The 19,064-nt window shown below is 69.2% G+C and carries 13 protein-coding genes and 1 riboswitch; of the genes, 11 read left to right on the forward strand and 2 right to left on the reverse strand.

The window, feature by feature from the left end:
- The first annotated feature begins 33 nt into the window (after positions 1 to 33).
- The gene (locus FB381_RS07725; protein WP_141779749.1) at positions 34 to 1,143 is read left to right on the forward strand and encodes a serpin family protein; all 1,110 of its coding nucleotides are present in this window, start codon (positions 34 to 36) and stop codon (positions 1,141 to 1,143) included.
- 8 nt (positions 1,144 to 1,151) lie between these two features.
- Entirely contained in the window at positions 1,152 to 2,588 is a 1,437-nt protein-coding gene (locus FB381_RS07730; protein WP_141779750.1) for a protein kinase domain-containing protein, read from the forward strand.
- A 342-nt stretch (positions 2,589 to 2,930) separates the two neighbouring features.
- Here FB381_RS07730 and FB381_RS07735 read toward each other — a convergent pair whose 3' ends face one another.
- Positions 2,931 to 4,205, reverse strand: coding sequence for an HNH endonuclease signature motif containing protein (locus FB381_RS07735; protein ID WP_141779751.1), 1,275 nt, complete (start codon positions 4,203 to 4,205; stop codon positions 2,931 to 2,933).
- Positions 4,206 to 4,444: 239 nt separating this feature from the next.
- Here FB381_RS07735 and FB381_RS07740 point away from each other — a divergent pair, with 239 nt between their 5' ends.
- From FB381_RS07740 to leuS, 7 genes are all read left to right on the forward strand, one after another.
- On the forward strand, positions 4,445 to 5,785 hold the full coding sequence (locus FB381_RS07740) for an MFS transporter (RefSeq protein WP_342778390.1): 1,341 nt from the start codon (positions 4,445 to 4,447) through the stop codon (positions 5,783 to 5,785).
- Positions 5,786 to 5,817: 32 nt separating this feature from the next.
- A complete protein-coding gene (locus FB381_RS07745; protein ID WP_141779753.1) occupies positions 5,818 to 6,249 on the forward strand; it encodes a Fur family transcriptional regulator in 432 nt (143 codons plus the stop codon).
- A 56-nt stretch (positions 6,250 to 6,305) separates the two neighbouring features.
- A complete protein-coding gene (katG, locus tag FB381_RS07750; protein WP_141779754.1) occupies positions 6,306 to 8,453 on the forward strand; it encodes a catalase/peroxidase HPI in 2,148 nt (715 codons plus the stop codon).
- 158 nt (positions 8,454 to 8,611) lie between these two features.
- Positions 8,612 to 11,035, forward strand: coding sequence for a transglycosylase domain-containing protein (locus FB381_RS07760; RefSeq protein ID WP_246088011.1), 2,424 nt, complete (start codon positions 8,612 to 8,614; stop codon positions 11,033 to 11,035).
- A 93-nt stretch (positions 11,036 to 11,128) separates the two neighbouring features.
- A riboswitch (SAM riboswitch) is annotated at positions 11,129 to 11,242 on the forward strand.
- 59 nt (positions 11,243 to 11,301) lie between these two features.
- A complete protein-coding gene (locus FB381_RS07765) occupies positions 11,302 to 12,660 on the forward strand; it encodes an aminotransferase class V-fold PLP-dependent enzyme (RefSeq protein ID WP_141779755.1) in 1,359 nt (452 codons plus the stop codon).
- A gap of 48 nt (positions 12,661 to 12,708) precedes the next feature.
- Positions 12,709 to 13,764 (forward strand): lipoate-protein ligase small subunit, encoded by a 1,056-nt coding sequence (lplB, locus tag FB381_RS07770; protein ID WP_246088012.1) that lies wholly within the window; start codon positions 12,709 to 12,711, stop codon positions 13,762 to 13,764.
- Between the two features lie 453 nt (positions 13,765 to 14,217).
- Positions 14,218 to 16,701 carry a leucine--tRNA ligase gene (leuS, locus tag FB381_RS07775; protein ID WP_141779756.1) on the forward strand — a complete coding sequence of 828 codons (2,484 nt, stop codon included), beginning with the start codon at positions 14,218 to 14,220 and terminating at the stop codon, positions 16,699 to 16,701.
- 106 nt (positions 16,702 to 16,807) lie between these two features.
- Here the strand turns inward: leuS and FB381_RS07780 are convergent, their stop codons facing one another.
- Entirely contained in the window at positions 16,808 to 17,353 is a 546-nt protein-coding gene (locus FB381_RS07780; protein WP_141779757.1) for a TetR/AcrR family transcriptional regulator, read from the reverse strand.
- A gap of 47 nt (positions 17,354 to 17,400) precedes the next feature.
- Here FB381_RS07780 and FB381_RS07785 point away from each other — a divergent pair, with 47 nt between their 5' ends.
- Together FB381_RS07785 and FB381_RS07790 are read left to right on the forward strand one after the other, a co-directional pair.
- Positions 17,401 to 18,042, forward strand: coding sequence for a lysophospholipid acyltransferase family protein (locus FB381_RS07785; RefSeq protein WP_141779758.1), 642 nt, complete (start codon positions 17,401 to 17,403; stop codon positions 18,040 to 18,042).
- 103 nt (positions 18,043 to 18,145) lie between these two features.
- Entirely contained in the window at positions 18,146 to 19,006 is an 861-nt protein-coding gene (locus FB381_RS07790) for a DegV family protein (protein WP_141779759.1), read from the forward strand.
- Positions 19,007 to 19,064: the final 58 nt, after the last annotated feature.

The following is a 19,064-nucleotide window of genomic DNA, read 5'->3' on the forward strand; positions in this document are numbered from 1 at the left end:
GTATCGCAACTGGGTGCCCGTAGGGTCGGATCCATGGAGACCACCGGCACCCAGAAACAGCTCTCTCTCGCTGCCGCCCAGGCAGTCCGGACGTACGCCGCCAGCGCCCGCTCCGCACTCGGCACCGCGGAGGCACCCGTGATCTCGTACGCAGGTCTCTGGTTGCTCCTCGCGTCGCTGGCGACCTCGGCGAAGGTCGAGGTGGAGGAGGCGCTGGGGCTCTCGAGGTCCGACGCACGCGCCGCCGCGCTGGCGCTGCTGGAGGAGCCGCACCCGACCGTCGCGGCTGCGGTCGCGGGGTGGCTGAAGCCGGGCGTCGAGCTCTACGAAGGCCTGCCGATCAGGCTCGAGTCACTGCCCGACCAGGCCTCGCTGGATGCATGGGCCGAGGAGAACACGCGGGGTCTGATCACGAAGTTCCCGCTCCAGATCGATGCGCAGACCCTGCTCGTGCTCGCGTCCGCCCTGGTGGTGAGCCCGCGATGGAGCGAGCCGCTCGAGCACGACGACGACGGCCGGCTGCTGCTCGAGCGTGGCTTCCAGGCGGTGGTGGAGACCGAGGCCGCCGGCCCGGTCGCGGTCGCCTGCCCACCGAGCGACGACGCGATCGCGGTCTACTCGGTCATCGCCGACCCGGCGGTCGCCGCCGAGGATGTCTGGCGGGCGAGCGAGGAGGTCGTGCGGCGCTTCGACGCGAACGAGGTGCGCAACCACGCCTTCGACGTGCCGGGAGCCGGCGACGGTCACGCCTGGACGGTGCGCGAGGTGACCACCACCGGCCCGGCGCCGTCCGAGCGCTGGCGCAGCCACCTGCCGGAGTGGAAGGCGGAGAGCGATCACGACCTGGCGAACGCGCCCGGCGTCGCGCAGATCGCCGCCGGAGTGGAGTCCGCGGTCGTCGGTGACGTCGACGAGACCGAGACCGTGTGCGTGCAGAAGGCCGTCGCCTCCTACGACCGCGAAGGATTCGAGGCCGCCGCGGTGACCGCGATGATGACGCGGGCGGCGGCTGCGGTGCCGCAGGAGAGGACGGTGCGCGAGATCGACCTGCGCTTCGACCGCCCGCACGCGGTGGTCGCGGTGGCCCGCGGGGGAGCGTGGGAGGGCATCCCGCTCTTCCACTCCTGGGTGAGCCCGGCATAATTTCCGCCATGGACGAGCATCCCCCGATCGCCGGCCGCTACCGGCTCCTCGACCTGCTCGGCACCGGTGGCATGGGCGAGGTCTGGCGGGCGCGCGACACGGTGCTCGACCGTGACGTCGCCGTGAAGCTGCTGCGCGACGTCGACGACCCCACGATGGCCGAGCGGTTCCGCCGGGAGTCGCTCTCGACCGCCCGGGTCGTGCACGACGACGTGGTCAACATCTTCGATGCCGGCAGCGACGACAACGACGTCTTCCTGGTGATGGAGCTGCTGCCCGGCCCGACGCTGGGCGAGGCGCTGACCCAGCGGGGAGCGATGCCGGTCGACATGGCTGTCGAATACACCCGTCAGGTCTCGGCCGCGCTCGCCGCCGCACACCGGGCCGGTGTCGTGCACCGTGACATCAAGCCGGCCAACCTCATGTTCGACGGTGACGGCCGGCTGACCGTGCTCGACTTCGGCATCTCGTACGCCATGACCGGCACCGACCCCGGGCTCACCCAGACCGGCCACGTGATCGGCAGCCCGTCCTACCTCTCTCCCGAGCAGGCCGCGGGAGACCCCGTCGGGCCGCCGGCCGACGTCTACTCGCTGGGCTGCGTGCTCTTCGAGATGCTCACCGGCAAGGTGCCCTACACGGCTCCGCACCCGGTCAAGATCCTGCACATGCACCTCAGCGATCCGGTGCCGCGCATCACCGACTTTTGGGCCGTACCCGAGCCGATGGCGCGACTGGTCACCCGGATGCTCGACAAGAACCCGGCCGCGCGACCGTCGATGGAGCAGGTCGGGCACGAGCTCGGCTACGTGCTCGGTGGCACCGACCCCGACGCCACCGATCTGCTGGCCGGTCAGGCGCCTCGTCCGACCCAGGCGGCGCCGCAGCGTCCGCTCGACGAGCCGATGGCGCTGGCCGGCTCGCGCACCGGCGTCCTGCCCGGCCCCGTGGCCCCGCCGCCCACCGGCCCGCGGCCGGGCTCGATGCGTCGCTTCCCCGTCAACCGGCTCCTCGGCGCCGCGGCGATCGTGATCGCATGCGTCTTCGCAGCCTCGTGGCTGGCCAGCTATGAACCCGCCCCGGCCCAGGCCGACCAGCCGTCGCAGAGCGAGCCCGACACCTCGGACGACTCCAACACCTCCGACAACGACGCCGCCGACGACAACAGCGGCGACGACGGCAACGGCGAGGAGTCGGACAACAAGACCCTCAACCGCCTCGACCGGCTCGACCGCTGGCGCGAGAACCTCGAAGACTGGAACATCATCGACGCAGGCCAGTCCGAGGAATGGGAAGACCAGATCGAACAGATCCGCGACCTGGTCGAGAAGGGCGAGAGCGCCAAGCGCGAGATGCGACAGCTCCGCGACGAGTTCGACCGTGTCGGCGGGGGAGAAGGCAAGGACGGCGAGAAGATCATCGACAAGCTTCTCGAAGGTCGCTGACGTACGTCGGGTCTTGGTCGGTTGCGCTCGCTGCTGTTGTTGCGTGGTCGGTGTTTGCCGCCGACCCGTACGCAGAGGGTGTTTCACACCGGCACCCGGAGTAAAGGACGGCCTACGGCCTACGGCCGCCGGCTCCGCCGGTCGCCATCGGCGATCCTTGACACCGGGCACCGTCGAGAATTTTGGATGTGTATCGGGTCGGCGGCAGGGGTCTGGTACGGCACATTTGGGTTGGGTGCCGGGCTGAGGATGGGGGCAGGTCTAGCTGCCCGCAGGGGTGGTCGCGGGGCGCTGTACTAGACGATGACGCTTTGTGAATCGTTCACAAGGGGAATGCCTGGCTCAGGGGCGTCGAGTGAACCGGATCGTCCCGTCCGGCAGTCGCTCATGGATGAAACCTGGTGCGTGCGCCAGCCGATGGTGATGAGGGCACAGCAGTACGCCGTCTTTGAGGTCGGTCTTCCCGCCGAGTGACCATGGTTCGAGGTGGTGGGCGTCGCACCACTCTGGTGGCATGTCGCAGCCGTCGGCTTGGCAGCATTTCTGCTGGAGCCGGAGTGCTTTGCGTTGGATCGGTTGGAAGAAGCGGCTGGATCGGCCTGCGTCGAGGACTTGGCCGTCGGTGCCCAGGACCCAGGGGATGATCGTGGCGTTGCAGGCCATCTTCCGTGCCTCGGCTGCTGAGATGGTGGTCCCGTTGGTCTCGTCGTAGCCGAGGATGGCGGTGCCGAGCTCCTTGCGGAGTTCGTCGAGCGAGATGACCACGTTGACGGTCGTCGCGTCGCCGCCGTGTCGGGGCAGGGCGTCGGGGTCGATGGTCTCGAGCAGTCGGGCGAAGCCTTGGCCCATGAGTCGCTCCCAGGGCGGCAACGGAGTGCCCTTCTCGACGAGCTGCTGCTTACGGGGCTGGGCCCAGGCCTCGACGTGGGTCTTGAAACGCACCCCCATCGCGACCGGCAACACACCGTCGAATCCAACCGTGCCGTCGTGGTTGTCCCAGATCCGCAGTGCGGTCTTCTGCTCAGCTCGTTCTTCCTCGGCCAACAGGGCCTTGGCTTCGGCATCTTCGAACCGGGCCGGGTCGATCTCGACCAGGATCCGCTTCCCAACGATCCGAAGTTCGTTGGCGGTCAGCCGGGTCGCGTAGTCGACCAACAACTTCTCCGCGAGCAGCAGGTCTTCCGCACTTGCGACGGGGTTGGTCTCGATCGCGTCGAGGGCTTTGGTGATCACTCGCGCCTTGGTTGCGGAGACGACACCTTCTGCTAGGCCGGCTGCTAGCAGCTCGTGCTTGGTCACGGCGGCCGCGAGTTTCAGCTGCGTACGAGCCACGCCTTTGTCGACGAACAGCTCCGCACGCATCCACGCAGACGCATCCTTGTCACCGGTCTCCTCGGCGATATCGCCAGCCGTCGCGAGCACCCGTAGTTCGAGTGCAGCCTGCTGTGCCTTGAGGGTCTCGAGCCGCGCGAGGACGTCCTTCTTCTGACTGGTACGCCAGTAGGCAGGGTCCATCGCAAGTAGCTCACCGAGAGAGGTTTCGATGCCAGCGAGAGCGGTCGCAACCGGGTCACGAGGGCTGGTGCCCCAGTGGTCGACGTGGTTCTCGACGCTCATTGCTGGCCTCCTCTCAAGGTGCCTTTGGATACCCTCTATATTACTCTTTACCGACCAGTAGATCCAGTTATTTTCGCAGGTCAAACCCTGTTTTGCGGCAGCGAACCAACAGCCACGCCTCCGGCCACACCGGTGCCGCCGCCCCGATAATCAGCCAAATCTTTTCTCGATCTGGCCCGGAGTCCAGGACCGCGAAGCGGCCGGCGTAGCCGGCGGCCGCAGGCCGTCCTTGACGCCGGGTGAGATCGAGAAGACCCTCACGTACGGGTCGGCGGCCCACACCAACCAAAAGAAGAAACGATTCCGGCAGGGAGACCGAAAGACACCAACCACAAGCAAGAACCGATGCACAACCACCCCCACAAGGTGCAGACTTCGCGTCCATGACCCGACTCCAGCTGGCCCGCAGTGCGGTGTTCGTCGCCTTCGCGATCCAGGGGCTGACGTTCGCCTCACTGATCACCCGCTTGGAGTCGATCCAGTCCAAGCTCGACCTCAGCGCGGCCGACGTGTTCGTCGTGCTCGGCACGACGACAGCAGTCGGAGCAGTCGGCAGCGTCGTGGCGGGCCACCTGGCCACCCGGATCGGCAGCGCGACGACGCTCTCGCTGATGCTCGCCGGGGCATCGGTGACGGCGGTCGCGCCGGCGTTCGCGCCGACGATGACGATCCTGCTGGTGCTGATCGGTGTCTACGGCTTCTTCCTTGGTGGTGTCGATGCCTCGATGAACATGCAGGGCACGGCCACGCAGGATGCGTACGCCCGGCCGTTGATGAACGGGTTCCATGCGATGTGGAGCGCGGCCGCGGTCGCAGGTGCGGTCTATGCAACCGTGACGATCGCCCTCGGCGTACCTCTGGGTCTCGACATGATCCCGATCGCGATCCTCGGGCTGGTCGCCAACGCCGGCACCTTCATCCTGCTGCTGCCGCCCGGGGCGGTCGACGCGGCGGAGCACCGCACCGACACCGCGCAGAGACCCAGGCCGCGGCTGCCATGGCTGCCGCTGCTCCTCGTCGCGGTGCCGACGTTCGCGATGTGGTTCATCGACTCGGCAGCCTCGGCATGGGGCGGCATCTATGTCGTCGACGGCCTGGGGGCGATGGCGGCGGTGGCGCCCGCGATCTATGCGGCCTACCAGCTGGTGCTCCTGGCCGTACGCCTCCCCGGCGACCGCCTGGTGGCCCGGTTCGGGGCCGAGCGGGTGATCCGCACCGGCGGCGTCGTCGGCGTGGGGGCGCTGGTGCTGATCGTCGTGGCGCCGCACTGGAGCGTGGCGGCGATCGGGTTCGCGATCCTCGGTGGCAGCCTGGCGATGGTGCCGCCGCAGTCGTTCGTGGCGGCGGCGCACATCTCCCCGGACAACGCCGAGGAGGCGATCGCCCGGGTCAACCTGGCCAACTATGCGGGCTATCTGGCCGCGGCCTCCCTGATCGCCGCCGTGGCGGAGGTGTTCGGCGAACGCTCGATGTTCGTGATCCCCCTGGCCGTCGCCGTGCTCATCCCGGTCATGGCCCGCCGCTTCGCGACCCGGCCCGCGGTGGCGTACGAAGCCGAGGAGTTACCCCCTGTTTCTTGACTCATTCAAGAATTGGCGCAAGACTCTGACGCGTGGGGAACGAGACGTACGAAGAGCAGCTTCGCGGAGCCTCCCTACGCGTCACTCGACCCAGAGTGGCCGTGCTGGGGGCCGTCACCGAACATGCGCACGCCGACACCGAGACCATCCTCGGAGCGGTGCGCGAGCGGCTTCCTGACGTCTCCCACCAGGCCGTCTACGACTCCTTGGCCGCCCTCTCGGCAGCCGGGATCGTACGCCGCCTCCAGCCGTCCGGCTCGGTAGCTCGTTATGAGACCCGGGTCGGGGACAACCACCACCACGTGGTCTGCCGCTCCTGCGGGGCGATCGCCGACGTCGACTGCGCCGTCGGCGACGCGCCCTGCCTGACGGCATCGGACGACCACGGCTTCGTCGTCGACGAGGCCGAGGTCATCTATTGGGGCACCTGTCCGCAGTGTCAGGCCGCCCTCCGCAAGATCTGAGCAGCGCAAGATCTGAGCAGCGCAGCAAGTGATCCAACAACAAGGATTGGAACCAGATGTCTGAAGAGTCCGTGAGCAAGTGCCCGGTCATGAATGCGGGCCGCGTTCACCCGACCGCCGGCAGCGCCAACCAGGAATGGTGGCCCAACAAGCTCAACCTGAAGATCCTCGCCAAGGACGCGCCGGCGACCAACCCGCTGGGTAAGGACTTCGACTACGCGAAGGCTTTCGAGTCGCTCGACCTGCCTGCGGTCAAGGCCGATATCGCCGCGGTCCTCACCGACTCCAAGGACTGGTGGCCGGCTGACTTCGGCAGCTACGCCGGTCTCTTCGTCCGGATGGCGTGGCACGCCGCCGGCACCTACCGCAGCCACGACGGCCGCGGTGGCGCCGGTCGCGGCCAGCAGCGCTTCGCGCCGCTCAACTCCTGGCCCGACAACGTCTCCCTCGACAAGGCCCGCCGCCTGCTGTGGCCGGTCAAGAAGAAGTACGGCAAGAACCTCTCCTGGGCCGACCTGATCGTCCTGGCCGGCAACGTGGCCATGGAGGAGGGCGGCTTCAAGACCTTCGGCTTCTCCGGTGGCCGCGAGGACTCGTGGGAGTCCGACGACGACATCTACTGGGGTCCGGAGAAGGTCTGGCTCGACGACGAGCGCTACACCGGTGAGCGCGACCTCCAGGCGCCGCTCGCCGCGGTGCAGATGGGTCTGATCTACGTCAACCCGGAGGGCCCGAACGGCAACAGCGACCCGATGTCCTCCGCGGTCGACATCAAGGAGACCTTCCGCCGGATGGGCATGGACTCCGCCGAGACCGTCGCCCTGATCGCGGGCGGCCACACCTTCGGCAAGACCCACGGTGCCCACCCCGACGACAAGCTCGGCGCCGACCCGGAGGCCGCTCCGCTGGAGAACCAGGGCCTGGGCTGGAAGAACGGTCACGGCACGGGTGTCGGCGCCGATGCGCTCACCTCGGGCCTGGAGGTCACCTGGACCTACCACCCGACCCGCTGGGACAACGAGTTCTTCCACATCCTCTACGGCTACGAGTGGGAGCTCTTCGAGTCGCCCGCCGGCGCGAAGCAGTGGCGTCCGAAGAACGGCGGCGGCTCCGACATGGTTCCCGACGCCTTCGGTGACGGCAAGCGCGAGCCGCGCATGCTCACCTCCGACCTGGCGCTGCGGGTCGACCCGGAGTTCGACGAGATCTCGCGTCGCTTCAAGGACGACCAGGAGGCCTTCGCCGACGCGTACGCCCGCGCCTGGTTCAAGCTGACCCACCGCGACATGGGCCCGAAGAGCCGCTACGTCGGCCCCGAGGTCCCGGCCGAGGACCTCGACTGGCAGGACCCGCTGCCCGCCGAGGGCGGCAAGACCGACGCCGCGTCGATCGACGCCGCCAAGAAGGCGATCGCCGAGTCGGGTCTCTCCGTGCAGCAGCTGGTCTCCACCGCCTGGAAGGCGGCGGCCACGCACCGTACGTCCGACCACCGCGGTGGCGCCAACGGCGGCCGTATCCGCCTGGAGCCGCAGGTCTCCTGGAAGGTCAACCAGCCCGACGAGCTCAAGCCGGTGCTGGCCGAGCTCGAGAAGGTCGCGTCCGCGACCGGTGTCTCCTTCGCCGACGTGGTCGTCCTCGCCGGTGGTGTGGGTGTCGAGCAGGCCGCCAAGGCCGGCGGCTACGACGTGACGGTCCCGTTCACCCCGGGCCGTGTCGACGCCACCCAGGAGCAGACCTCGGAGGAGCAGTTCGCGTGGCTGGAGCCCGTCTCCGACGGCTTCCGCAACTACGACTCCGGGTTCGTCAACCTGCCCACCGAGTTCCTGTTCATCGACCGCGCCAACCTCCTGGGCCTCTCGGCCCCCGAGGCGACCGTGCTCGTCGGTGGTCTGCGCGTGATCGGCAACAACTGGGACGGCTCCGACCTCGGTGTCCTCACCGAGAAGCCGGGCGCGCTGACCAACGACTTCTTCGCCAACCTGGTCGAGTGGCAGGAGTGGACCCCGTCCGACGACGAGCAGACCTACACCTCCTCCAACGGCTGGAAGGCCTCGCGGGTCGACCTGGTCTTCGGCGCCAACTCCGAGCTGCGTGCCCTCTCCGAGCACTACGCCGGCGACGACGCCGCGGAGACGTTCGTCAGCGACTTCGTCTCGGCGTGGGTCAAGGTGATGGACAACGACCGCTTCGACCTGAAGCGCTGATCTGAGGCGTACGCCGCGGCGTACCTCGTGAACCGGAGGCCGGTCCCGCAAGGGGTCGGCCTCCGGTCCCATACCCACCCCGGTAGGATCAACGGCCGCCGTCTCGGGTCCCTCGCCGGCGAGGGGAGCGAACCAGCTGTCGACGTCAGGTGAGAGCAATGGAGCACCGGAGCACCGAGCCTCCGAAGGGACCCACCGGGCCGCCGCCGTCGTGGCGTCCTCCGCCGCCGAAGTCCGCGCCGCCTGAGTCGGCGCCACCAGCGCCACCAGCGCCACCGGCAGCGCCGCCGACCGCCCTGCCGACGGTCGCCCCGCTCCGGGCGCCGGGCGCTCGCCGGGCGACGGTCGAGCCCTCGGCGGCCAAGGCGTGGCTGGCCACGAGCTGGCGGCGCTGGGGCAGGACGACGGCCAAGGCGTCGCTGGTCGCGTTCCTGGCCCTCGCCCTGATCGGGTCGGTCGCGGCGATCATCACCTATCACCGGATCTCGGTGCCCGACCCGAACGCCGCCTTCGAGGTCGAGACCTCGTTCGTCTACTACGGCAACGGCAAGACCGAGCTGGGCCGCTTCCAGGAGGGCGACCAGAACCGGATCAAGCTCGAGTCCGAGGAGATCCCGGAGGTCGTCAAGAACGCCGTGGTGGCCGCCGAGGATCGCACGTTCTTCGAGAACAACGGCGTCGACGTCAAGGGCATCCTGCGCGCGGCCTTCTCCAACACCACCGAGGGCACCTCCTCGGGCGCGTCCACGATCACCCAGCAGTACGTCAAGAACTACTTCCTCAACTCCGAGCACTCCTACTCGCGCAAGCTGAAGGAAGCGGTCATCTCCCTGAAGCTGACCAGGCAGCGGAGCAAGGACCAGATCCTCACCGACTACCTCAACACCATCTACTTCAACCGCGGCGCCTACGGCATCGAGGCGGCCGCGAAAGCCTACTTCGCGAAGTCGGCCAAGGATCTCTCGCTGCAGGAGTCGGCCGCGCTCGCGGCGATCCTCAACAACCCGCGCGGGTTCGACCCTGCCAGCAAGACCTTCCGGGGCGAGAAGAAGCTGCTCGGCCGCTACCAGTACGTGCTGCGGGGCATGGTCGACCTCGGCTACGTGAAGCAGGCCGAGGCCGACAAGGTGATGGGCTCGCTCCCGAAGTTCCCCGCCAAGACGGTGCCGAGCCGGCTGGGCGGCCAGCGCGGCCACGCGCTGACCATGATCAAGGCCGAGCTGCTCGGCCTCACCGACGCCGACGGCAAGCCGCTGTTCACCGAGGACGAGATCGACAGCGGCGGCCTGCGGATCACCTCCACGCTCTCGCCGAAGGTCATGAAGGCCTCGGCGTCGGCGGCCAAGAAGGAGAAGCCGAAGAACCGGAAGGCGTACGTCGAGGGTGATCCCGAGCAGAAGAACGCCCTGCACGTGGCGACCGCGTCGATCGACGTCGGCTCCGGTGCGCTGCTCGGCTTCTACGGCGGCCAGGACTACCTCTCCAGCCAGCACAACTGGGCCGCGACCGGCGGTCACGCGGGCTCGACGATGAAGGTCTTCGCGACCGCCGCCGCGATCGCGAAGGGCTACTCGCTGAAGTCGACGTGGGCGGGCGACTCCCCGTTCACGACCTACACCGGCACCCAGGTGGTCAACGAGGGCGAGCAGGCCGGTGTCGCCGACGGCATGGACTACGGCGAGCACATCACCATGCTCGAGGCCATGGAGCAGTCGGTGAACACCGCCTACATCGACATGACCGAGTCGATGGGCGGCCCCGAGGCCGGCCGCAAGGCGATCTACGAGACCGCTCTGGCGGCGGGCCTGACACCGGATAAGGCCGATCCGCGCCACCCCGGCATCCCGAGCACCTCCAGCTTCCTCACCGACCAGGACGACCGGATCGCGCTGGGCGGGGCCAACGTCAGCCCGATCAACATGGCCAACGCCTACGCCACGATCGCCGACGGCGGCTACCGCCACGACGCCCACGTGGTGAAGAAGGTGCGCGACCGGGCCGGCAACGTGCTCTACGGCTGGGACGGGCGGAAGAACGCGAAGCACGCGATCCCCGAGGACGTCGCTGCCGACGTGACGTACGCGATGCAGGGGGTGGTGCAGAGCGGCTCGGGCCAGAAGGCGCAGAGCATCGGCCGGCCGGTCGCCGGCAAGACCGGCACCGGCACGTGCACGAGCAAGCAGTATGTCTGCTCGTCGTGGTTCGTGGGCTACACCCCGCAGATCGCCACGGCCGTCCGCTACACGCGCGGCAACGGCGAGGGCAAGCTCGACGGCGGCTGGATGCCGTCCTACTTCGGCGCCGACTATCCCACCCAGACGTGGGCGGCGATCATGTCGAAGGCCATGGACGGCAAGGACGTCGAGAGCTTCCCCGAGCCCGTCTACGTCGACGGCGCCGACCCCGAGTCGGGTCACGAGGAGTCGCTGAACGCGCCGCCTCCGCCGCCCGATGACGAGGAGGACGACGACGAGGGCGACGGGGACGACTGTGATCCGATCGCCGAGCTCTTCGGCGCCTGCGACGGCGATGGTGGCCATCGGGGCAAGCCATGGGGCGTCCGCGGGAAGCACGACGACTGACAGCGCCTCCGTGTCCGGATCGCGAGAACGCTGACCAGATAGCGAGATCTCGGTTTGGTCGACGGGCATCGGCTGCGGCACGCTCTTCGTCAAGGTCACGACTGCCAGCGCGAAGCCCCGGCTTGCTGGCGGGCAACCCTCCGACGCGGTGGGGTGCTCCGGGTGACGACCTGGCTCGCGCCGAGGTGGCGCGGGCAAGCGCGTGCTTCGCCGGACGAGCCTCATCGGACCGTGCCGGGGGAGCCCTCGACCCTGAAGGGTGACCCATGCCCCTGCTCCCGCTCGTCGGTTCCGCGACCCAGGTCCCGCTGCTGGACGGCACCACGACGACCTACGCCAACCTCGATGTCGCCGCCTCGGCGCCGGCTCTGCAGAGCGTGGCCGCCCGGGTGGCCGAGGTGCTGCCCTGGTATGCCTCGGTCCACCGCGGGGCCGGCTATCTCTCCCAGGTCTCCACGGCGCTCTACGAGCAGTCCCGCCAGCAGATCGGCGCCTACGTCAGTGCTCGCGACGACGACGTCACCGTCATCACCCGCAACACCACCGACGCGGTGAACCTGCTGGCCGGGTGCGTGCCCGGCCGGGTGCTCGTGCTCGACATCGAGCACCACGCCAACCTGCTCCCGTGGCGCCGTGTCGCGTCGGGGGTGAGCGTGGTCGAGGGGCGCGACAGCCTTGCCGGCGCCGTCGCGGTGCTCGCCGACGAGCTCGCCCGCGACAGCTATGCCCTCGTCGCGATCACCGGCGCTTCCAACGTCACCGGCGAGACGCTGCCGGTCGGCGAGATCGTCACCCTGGCCCATGCCCACGGCGCCCGGGTCTTCGTCGACGGCGCCCAGCTGCTCGCCCACCGCCGCTTCTCGCTCGCCGCCACGGGTGCCGACTACGTCGCGTTCTCCGGCCACAAGCTCTATGCGCCGTACGGTGCGGGGGCTCTCGTCGGCCGCCGCGACTGGCTCGACGTCGGCACGCCCTACCTCGCGGGCGGGGGAGCGGTCGACGACGTCGAGGTGGGGGAGACCACCTGGCAGCCCGCGCCCGCGCGCCACGAGGGTGGCTCGCCCAACGTCGTCGGCGCGGCCGCGCTGGCCGCTGCGTGTGCGGCGCTCGACGCTGTCGACCCGGTCGAGCTCGACCGTCACGAGGCCGCGCTGAGAGGTCGTCTCGTCGCCGGGCTCACCGCCCTCGACGGCGTCGACGTGATCCGGCTGTGGCCTGCCGAAGCGGAGCCCGAGGCAATCGGCAGGGCAGTGGAGGAGCTCGCGGAGCCGGTCGGCGTCGTGACGTTCACGGTGCGGGGCATCGAGCCGGGCCGGGTCGCGGCCTATCTCTCCGCCGAGCACGGCCTGGGCGTACGTGACGGTCGCTTCTGTGCGCAGCCGCTCCTCAAGCGCCTCGGGTTGAGCGCGGGCGCCGTGCGGGCGAGCATCGGCGTCGGCACCTCGGTCGCCGACGTCGACCGGCTGATCGCCGGCGTACGCTCCCTGCTCGCGGGCGACGTCACGGGTGACTACGTGCTCGAGGCCGGAGTCTGGACGCTGGCCGAGGACCCACGCCCGATCGTCGGGCCGGCCGGTCTCTCGCGGCTCGCCGACACCGCGGGCTCCTGCGGCGCGGCGGTCTGAGGTCAGCCGCGGAGGGATGGATTCGCGCGCTCTGGTGGTTATAGGAGCGTGAGCGAACGAGTGCACGGTGAGCGGAAGGTGCGTGGCGGCAAGCTGGTCGTCGTCGACGCCACGGTCTCCGCAGGCAGGCTGATCGATGTCGTCCTCTCGGGCGACTTCTTCCTGGAGCCCGACGAGGCGCTGGGGTGGCTGACGGCGGCGCTGGAGGGGCAGTCGGCCGACGCGTCCCTCGACGAGCTGACCGCATCCCTCGACGATGCCGCGCTCGAGGCGGACCTGGTCGGGTTCGGCACCCGCGACGTCGCGCTGGCGGTGCTGCGGGCGCTGGGTCGGGCCACGACCTGGGACGACCTCGAGCTGGAGATCGTCCGGACCGGCCCGCTGGAGCCGGCGATGCAGATGGCTCTCGACGAGGTCATCGCCCGCCAGGTCGCCGAGGGCCGTCGTGCGCCCAACCTGAGGTTCTGGGACTGGGCGAGCAGCGCTGTCGTGATCGGCAGCTACCAGTCGCTGGCCAACGAGGTCGACGCGGCCGCCGCCGAGCGTCACGGCATCGAGGTCGTACGCCGCATCTCGGGCGGCGGCGCGATGTTCATCGAGCCCGGCAACACGATCACCTACAGTCTCGCCGTGCCCGACACGCTCGTGGCCGGGATGACCTTCCAGGAGTCGTACGCGTTCCTCGACGAGTGGGTGCTTCGCGGCCTGCGCACGGTCGGGATCGAGGCGGCCTACTCCGGTCTCAACGACATCGCCTCGCCGGTCGGCAAGATCGCCGGTGCCGCCCAGAAGCGGGTGCCGGGCGGGGTGCTGCACCACGTGACGATGGCCTACGACATCGATGCCGACAAGATGCTCGAGGTGCTCCGGATCGGTCGGGAGAAGATGTCCGACAAGGGCACCCGGAGCGCGTCCAAGCGTGTCGACCCGATCCGGTCCCAGACCGGACTGACCCGGGAGAAGGTCATCGAGGCGCTGCTGAGCGAGTTCGAGGAGAGCTTCGCGGCGACGTACGTCGGGCTCGACCAGGCCACGATCGACGAGGCCGCGGCGCTGGTGGCGACCAAGCACGGCACGCGGGAGTGGCGCTCGCGGGTGCCCTAAAAGAAGCTTGCGCCCCGCTGCTCGGAGCGTTCCTTGGATGAGATGGGGGGGTCCTCATTCACGACCGACATCACGAGCAGCGGAGCGTCGTCAGTCTGGCACGCACGATCTGGCGGTCGCAATAGAAGTCGGCTCGTCTTGGGTTAATTTCTGTCGGTCGATCTGCAGGATGGAACGCATGGGGTATCGAAAGTCCCTGTCCAGAGGATTTGGTGCCGTATCGCCCGGGACGTGGGCCCGGCCTGGCCGCGACCGCGAATGACGGTGCCGGTCGTGGTCGGCTACCCTGGACACATGCAGATGTCTGTCCTGCTTCTTAGGCAGCCGCGCTGACCCTGAGGGACACACCCCGGTCACGCGGCAACCCCTCCATGTGAGGGGCCTTTTTGGTTCTACGGAGCCTTGAGCCAGAAGCAGTCTTGACGCACGACACTCGACAAGGACGAAAGACCCATGACGCAGGAGCAGACCGAGCAGGCGACGTACGACGTCGTCGAGCTCCAGGACAAGTGGCGCCCCATCTGGGAGAAGCTGGAGCCGTTCAAGGCGGGCCAGCGCGAGGGGGCCGAGAAGCGCTACGCGCTGACGATGTTCCCCTACCCCTCCGGCGATCTCCACATGGGTCACGCCGAGGTGACCGCGCTGCACGACGTGCTGGCGCGCTACTGGTGGCTGAAGGGCTTCGACGTCCTCAACCCGATCGGCTGGGACTCCTTCGGCCTGCCCGCCGAGAACGCCGCGATCAAGCGCAACGAGAACCCCGCCGGCTGGACCTACGCCAACATCGAGACCCAGGCGGAGTCGTTCAAGCGCTACGGCATCTCCTTCGACTGGTCGCGCCGCCTGCACACCTCCGACCCGGAGTACTACAAGTGGACGCAGTGGATCTTCCTGAAGCTGTACGAGGCGGGGCTGGCCTACCGCAAGAAGTCGCCGGTCAACTGGTGCCCCAACGACCAGACCGTGCTGGCCAACGAGCAGGTCGTCAACGGCGAGTGCGAGCGCTGCGGTGCCGTCGTCACCAAGCGTGACCTGACGCAGTGGTACTTCCGCACCACGGCCTATGCCGAGGAGCTCTACAACGGCCTCGACCAGCTGCAGGACAGCTGGATCGGCAAGGTCGTCAACATGCAGCGCAACTGGATCGGCCGCTCCGAGGGTGCGCACGTCGACTTCGAGATCTCCCTGACGGATGGCGCGAAGAAGTCGGTCACCGTCTTCACGACCCGCCCCGACACGCTCTACGGCGCGACCTTCATGGTCGTCGCCGCCGATGCCGACCTGGCTGCCGAGATCGTCGCGCCCGAGCGCCGTGGCGACCTGGAGACGTACGTCGAGGACGTGCGCAAGGCCACCGACATCGACCGGCTGGCGACCGATCGCCCCAAGACCGGTGTCGACCTGGGCGTCACCGCGACCAACCCGGTCACCGGCGAGCAGATCCCGGTGTGGGCGGCCGACTACGTGCTGGCCGACTACGGCACCGGCGCGGTGATGGCCGTCCCGGCCCACGACCAGCGCGACCTCGACTTCGCCAAGGCGTTCTCGCTGCCGGTGCGCCGTGTCGTCGACGTGCTGGGTGCCGACAACCCCGAGGAGACGTACGTCGCGACCGCGGGTGACGGTGCGTACGTGAACTCGGCCGTGCTGGAGGGCGTCGCCGACAAGGCGGCCGGCATCCACAAGATCATCGAGAAGCTGGAGGCCGAGGGCCACGGCAAGGGCACGATCAACTACCGGCTGCGCGACTGGCTGCTCTCGCGGCAGCGCTACTGGGGTGCGCCGATCCCGATCATCCACTGCCCGGTCGACGGCGAGGTGCCGGTGCCCGAGGCCGAGCTGCCGGTGCAGCTGCCCGAGCTGAAGGGCGCCGACCTGAAGCCGAAGGGCGTCTCGCCGCTCGCGGCGGCCTCCGAGTGGGTCAACGTGACCTGCCCGACCTGCGGCGGCCCGGCGACGCGTGACTCGGACACGATGGACACCTTCGTGGACTCCTCGTGGTACTTCCTGCGCTACCTGTCCTCGACCGACGAGAGCCAGGCCTTCTCCTCCGAGGCGGCCCGCGAGTGGGGTCCGGTCGACTTCTACCTGGGCGGCGACGAGCATGCGGTGCTGCACCTGCTGTACTCGCGCTTCTTCACCAAGGCGCTGCGCGACATCGGCCTGATCGACTGGGACGAGCCGTTCTCGGCCTACCTCTCGCAGGGCAAGGTCATCAACGGCGGCAAGAAGATGTCGAAGTCGCTGGGCAACGGCGTCAACCTGAGCGACGTGCTCGAGGAGTTCGGCGTCGACGCGACCCGGCTGACCCTGGTCTTCGCCTCCCCGCCAGAGGACAACATCGACTGGGCAGACGTCTCGCCCGGTGGCTCGGCGAAGTTCCTGCAGCGGGCCTGGCGGCTGGCGGGCGACGTGACGTCTTCGCCGGGAGCGGATGTGTCTGGTGGGGACGTGGCGCTGCGGCGTACGACTCACAAGACCATCGCCGAGGCCGAGCAGCTGATCGAGTCCTACCGGTTCAACGTGGTCGTGGCTCGGGTGATGGAGCTGGTCAACGCCACCCGGAAGGCGATCGACTCCGGTTGCGGACCGGCCGACCCCGCCGTACGCGAGGCCGCCGAGACGGTCGCGATCCTGCTCTCCCTGGTCGCGCCCTACACGGCCGAGGAGATGTGGGAGCGCCTGGGCCACGAGCCCACGGTCGCCCGCGTCGACTGGCCGATCGTCGACCCCGCGCTGCTGGTCGAGGACTCGGTGACTGCGGTCGTGCAGATCAAGGGCAAGGTGCGTGCGCGCCTGGAGGTCTCCCCGTCGATCTCCGAGGCCGACCTCGAGGCAGCCGCGCTGGCCGACCCCGCGATCGCCGGTGCGATCGAAGGGCAGACCGTGCGCAAGGTCATCGTCCGCGCTCCCAAGCTCGTCAACATCGTCGTCTGAGCATCTGCCGAACCGCCCCGTCAGAACCCCGCACATGTGGGGATCTGACGGGGCTTCGGCGTTCGTAGAGGGGCATTTCCCCGCGGCTGCATGATTCTTGCTGGGGTCACGGGCGCAGGTGGAGGTCCAGGACGCGGGCCAGGGTCGCCGAGGGGTCGACGTCGGCGACCGGCTCGGCGCTGCGGCGGCTGGTCAGGGTCGCCAGCCCGTGGACGCTCGCCCACAGGGCGGCCGTGTCCTCCAGGTCGATCGGTGCCTTGCGCGCCTCGGACAGGCGGGTGTGCAGGGCCGCGATCCAGCGTCCTGTGGTCTTGCGCAGGTGACCGCCCGCGCCCTCGAGGAGATCGTGGCGGGTGATCAGCGCGAACATCTCCGGGCGCTCGGTGGCGAAGGCGACGTACGCCGCGGCGGCGGTGCGGATCGCGACTGCCGCATCGGGGTCGGTGAGTGCGGGCGAGAGGCGCTCGTCGAGGTCGGTGATGCCTTCGCGCGCGATCGCGGCTAGCAGCGCGGCGTACGTGGGGAAGTGGTGTCTGGGGGCGCCGTGGGAGACCCCGGCCGCGCGGGCGATGGTGCGCAGGGTCAGCGACTGGAGGCCGTCACGCTCGAGGAGCTCGACTCCGCTGTCGACGAGGCGGCTGCGTACATCCATAGACAGTGTCTATCATCTCTCTGAGTAGACACTGTCTAGGAGGCGGAATGTGGTTCTGGCTGTTGAAGTGGGTGCTGCTGGGCCCGGTGGTGAGGTGGTACGCGCGGCCGACCGTGGTCGGCGACCTGCCGAAGGACGGGCCGGTGATCGTCGCTGCGAACCATCTGACCGAGATCGACTCGTTCGTGCTGTGTCTCGTGCTGATCAGGAAGCCCAGGTTCGTGGCGAAGAGCGAGTACTTCGAGGGTGGTGGTCTGCGTGGCCGAGCCGAGCGCTGGCTGATGAAGGTGACCGGGCAGATCCCGGTGGACCGTAGCGGTGGCGACGCGGCCGCGGTCGCACTCGACGCGGCGGAGCGGGTGCTGCGTGACGGCGGGGTGTGGGCGATCTATCCGGAGGGGACCAGATCGCCCGACGGACGGTTGCATCGCGGTCACACCGGTGCGATGCGGGTGGCTCAGCGGGTGCCGGAGGCGAAGGTGGTGCCGGTCGGGATCGTGGGCACCCGGGCCGTCGACGTACCTGGCCGGAACGGGTGGCGGCGCGGGCGGGTGCGGGTCACGATCGGCGGGACGCTGGACGTGCCCCGTGCCGACTGCCGCGAGGCGACCGACGCGCTGATGGATGCGATCGGTGCGCTGAGCGGGCAGGAGCGGGTCGACCGCTATTCACACAGGTCGGGGGCATGATGCATCGAGATCTGGGAGGTCGCCTGTGCGCTGCGGGCAATCTGGCCGTGCCGTCGCCATCGGGGAGGAGAGCGCGGATGGGTGCGATCTGTAGGCTGCACGCATGGCCCGGGTAGCGATCGTGACCGACTCGACCGCGATGCTTCCATCCGATCTCGGGGATGCCGCGGCGCTGATCACGTCGGTGCCGCTGCAGGTGATCGTGGATGGGACGTCGTACGACGACGGGGTGGACGAGACGTCGCCGGCCGCGTTGCTGGCCGCGCTGGCGGCGCACAAGACGGTGACGACCTCGCGGCCGTCGCCGGCGCTGCTGGCCGAGACGTACGCGAAGCTGGCGGCCGAGGGATTCGACGAGATCGTCTCGATCCACCTCTCCGCCGAGCTGAGCGCGACGTGCGAGTCCTCCATGCTGGCGGCGCGGGAGGCGCCGGTGCCGGTGCTGACCGTCGACACCCGGCTGGTCGGGCCCGGGGTCGGGTTCGCCGTGCTGGCCGCTGCCGCGGTGGCCGCCCGCGGTGGGAGTGCGACCGACGCGCGTGATGCCGCGCTGGGTCACGTCGCCGCGAGCGGCTCCTACTTCTACGTCGACACCTTGGAGTATCTGCGACGCGGCGGTCGCATCGGTGCCGCCGCGGCGCTCCTCGGGACGGCGCTGGCGGTCAAGCCGTTGCTCACGATCGAGGACGGGCGAGTCGTGCCGCACGCGCGCGTGCGCACGGCCGAGCGGGCGATCGCCCGGTTGCAGGCGCTCGGCATCGAGGCCGCCGACGGCGAGGAGTCCGTCGAGGTCGTCGTCGGCCATCTGGGCAGCCCCGACCGGGCCGATGCGATGGCGGAGGGGCTCGCCAGCGAGCTGGGCGGCAAGGTCAACGGCGACGTACGTGTGGGGGAGCTGGGTGCCGTCCTCGGAGCGCATGTCGGTCCGGGGTGTGTGACCGTCACGGTCGGTCCGGCGCTCTGATTCTGGCCCGGTTTCTGCTCCTTCTGGGCTGTTTTTCTGGGCCGGTTGCCGTCCACAG

This window comes from Nocardioides albertanoniae, assembly GCF_006716315.1.
GTDB classification, from domain to species: Bacteria; Actinomycetota; Actinomycetes; order Propionibacteriales; family Nocardioidaceae; genus Nocardioides; species Nocardioides albertanoniae.

Bases quoted from the DNA above. Each gene is read 5' to 3' on its own strand.
- FB381_RS07725 (WP_141779749.1), top strand. From the start codon at position 34: ATGGAGACCACCGGCACCCAGAAACAGCTCTCTCTCGCTGCCGCCCAG.
- FB381_RS07730 (WP_141779750.1), top strand. From the start codon at position 1,152: ATGGACGAGCATCCCCCGATCGCCGGCCGCTACCGGCTCCTCGACCTG.
- FB381_RS07735 (WP_141779751.1), bottom strand. From the start codon at position 4,205: ATGAGCGTCGAGAACCACGTCGACCACTGGGGCACCAGCCCTCGTGAC.
- katG (WP_141779754.1), top strand. From the start codon at position 6,306: ATGTCTGAAGAGTCCGTGAGCAAGTGCCCGGTCATGAATGCGGGCCGC.
- FB381_RS07760 (WP_246088011.1), top strand. From the start codon at position 8,612: ATGGAGCACCGGAGCACCGAGCCTCCGAAGGGACCCACCGGGCCGCCG.
- FB381_RS07765 (WP_141779755.1), top strand. From the start codon at position 11,302: ATGCCCCTGCTCCCGCTCGTCGGTTCCGCGACCCAGGTCCCGCTGCTG.
- leuS (WP_141779756.1), top strand. From the start codon at position 14,218: ATGACGCAGGAGCAGACCGAGCAGGCGACGTACGACGTCGTCGAGCTC.
- FB381_RS07780 (WP_141779757.1), bottom strand. From the start codon at position 17,353: ATGGATGTACGCAGCCGCCTCGTCGACAGCGGAGTCGAGCTCCTCGAG.
- FB381_RS07785 (WP_141779758.1), top strand. From the start codon at position 17,401: ATGTGGTTCTGGCTGTTGAAGTGGGTGCTGCTGGGCCCGGTGGTGAGG.
- FB381_RS07790 (WP_141779759.1), top strand. From the start codon at position 18,146: ATGGCCCGGGTAGCGATCGTGACCGACTCGACCGCGATGCTTCCATCC.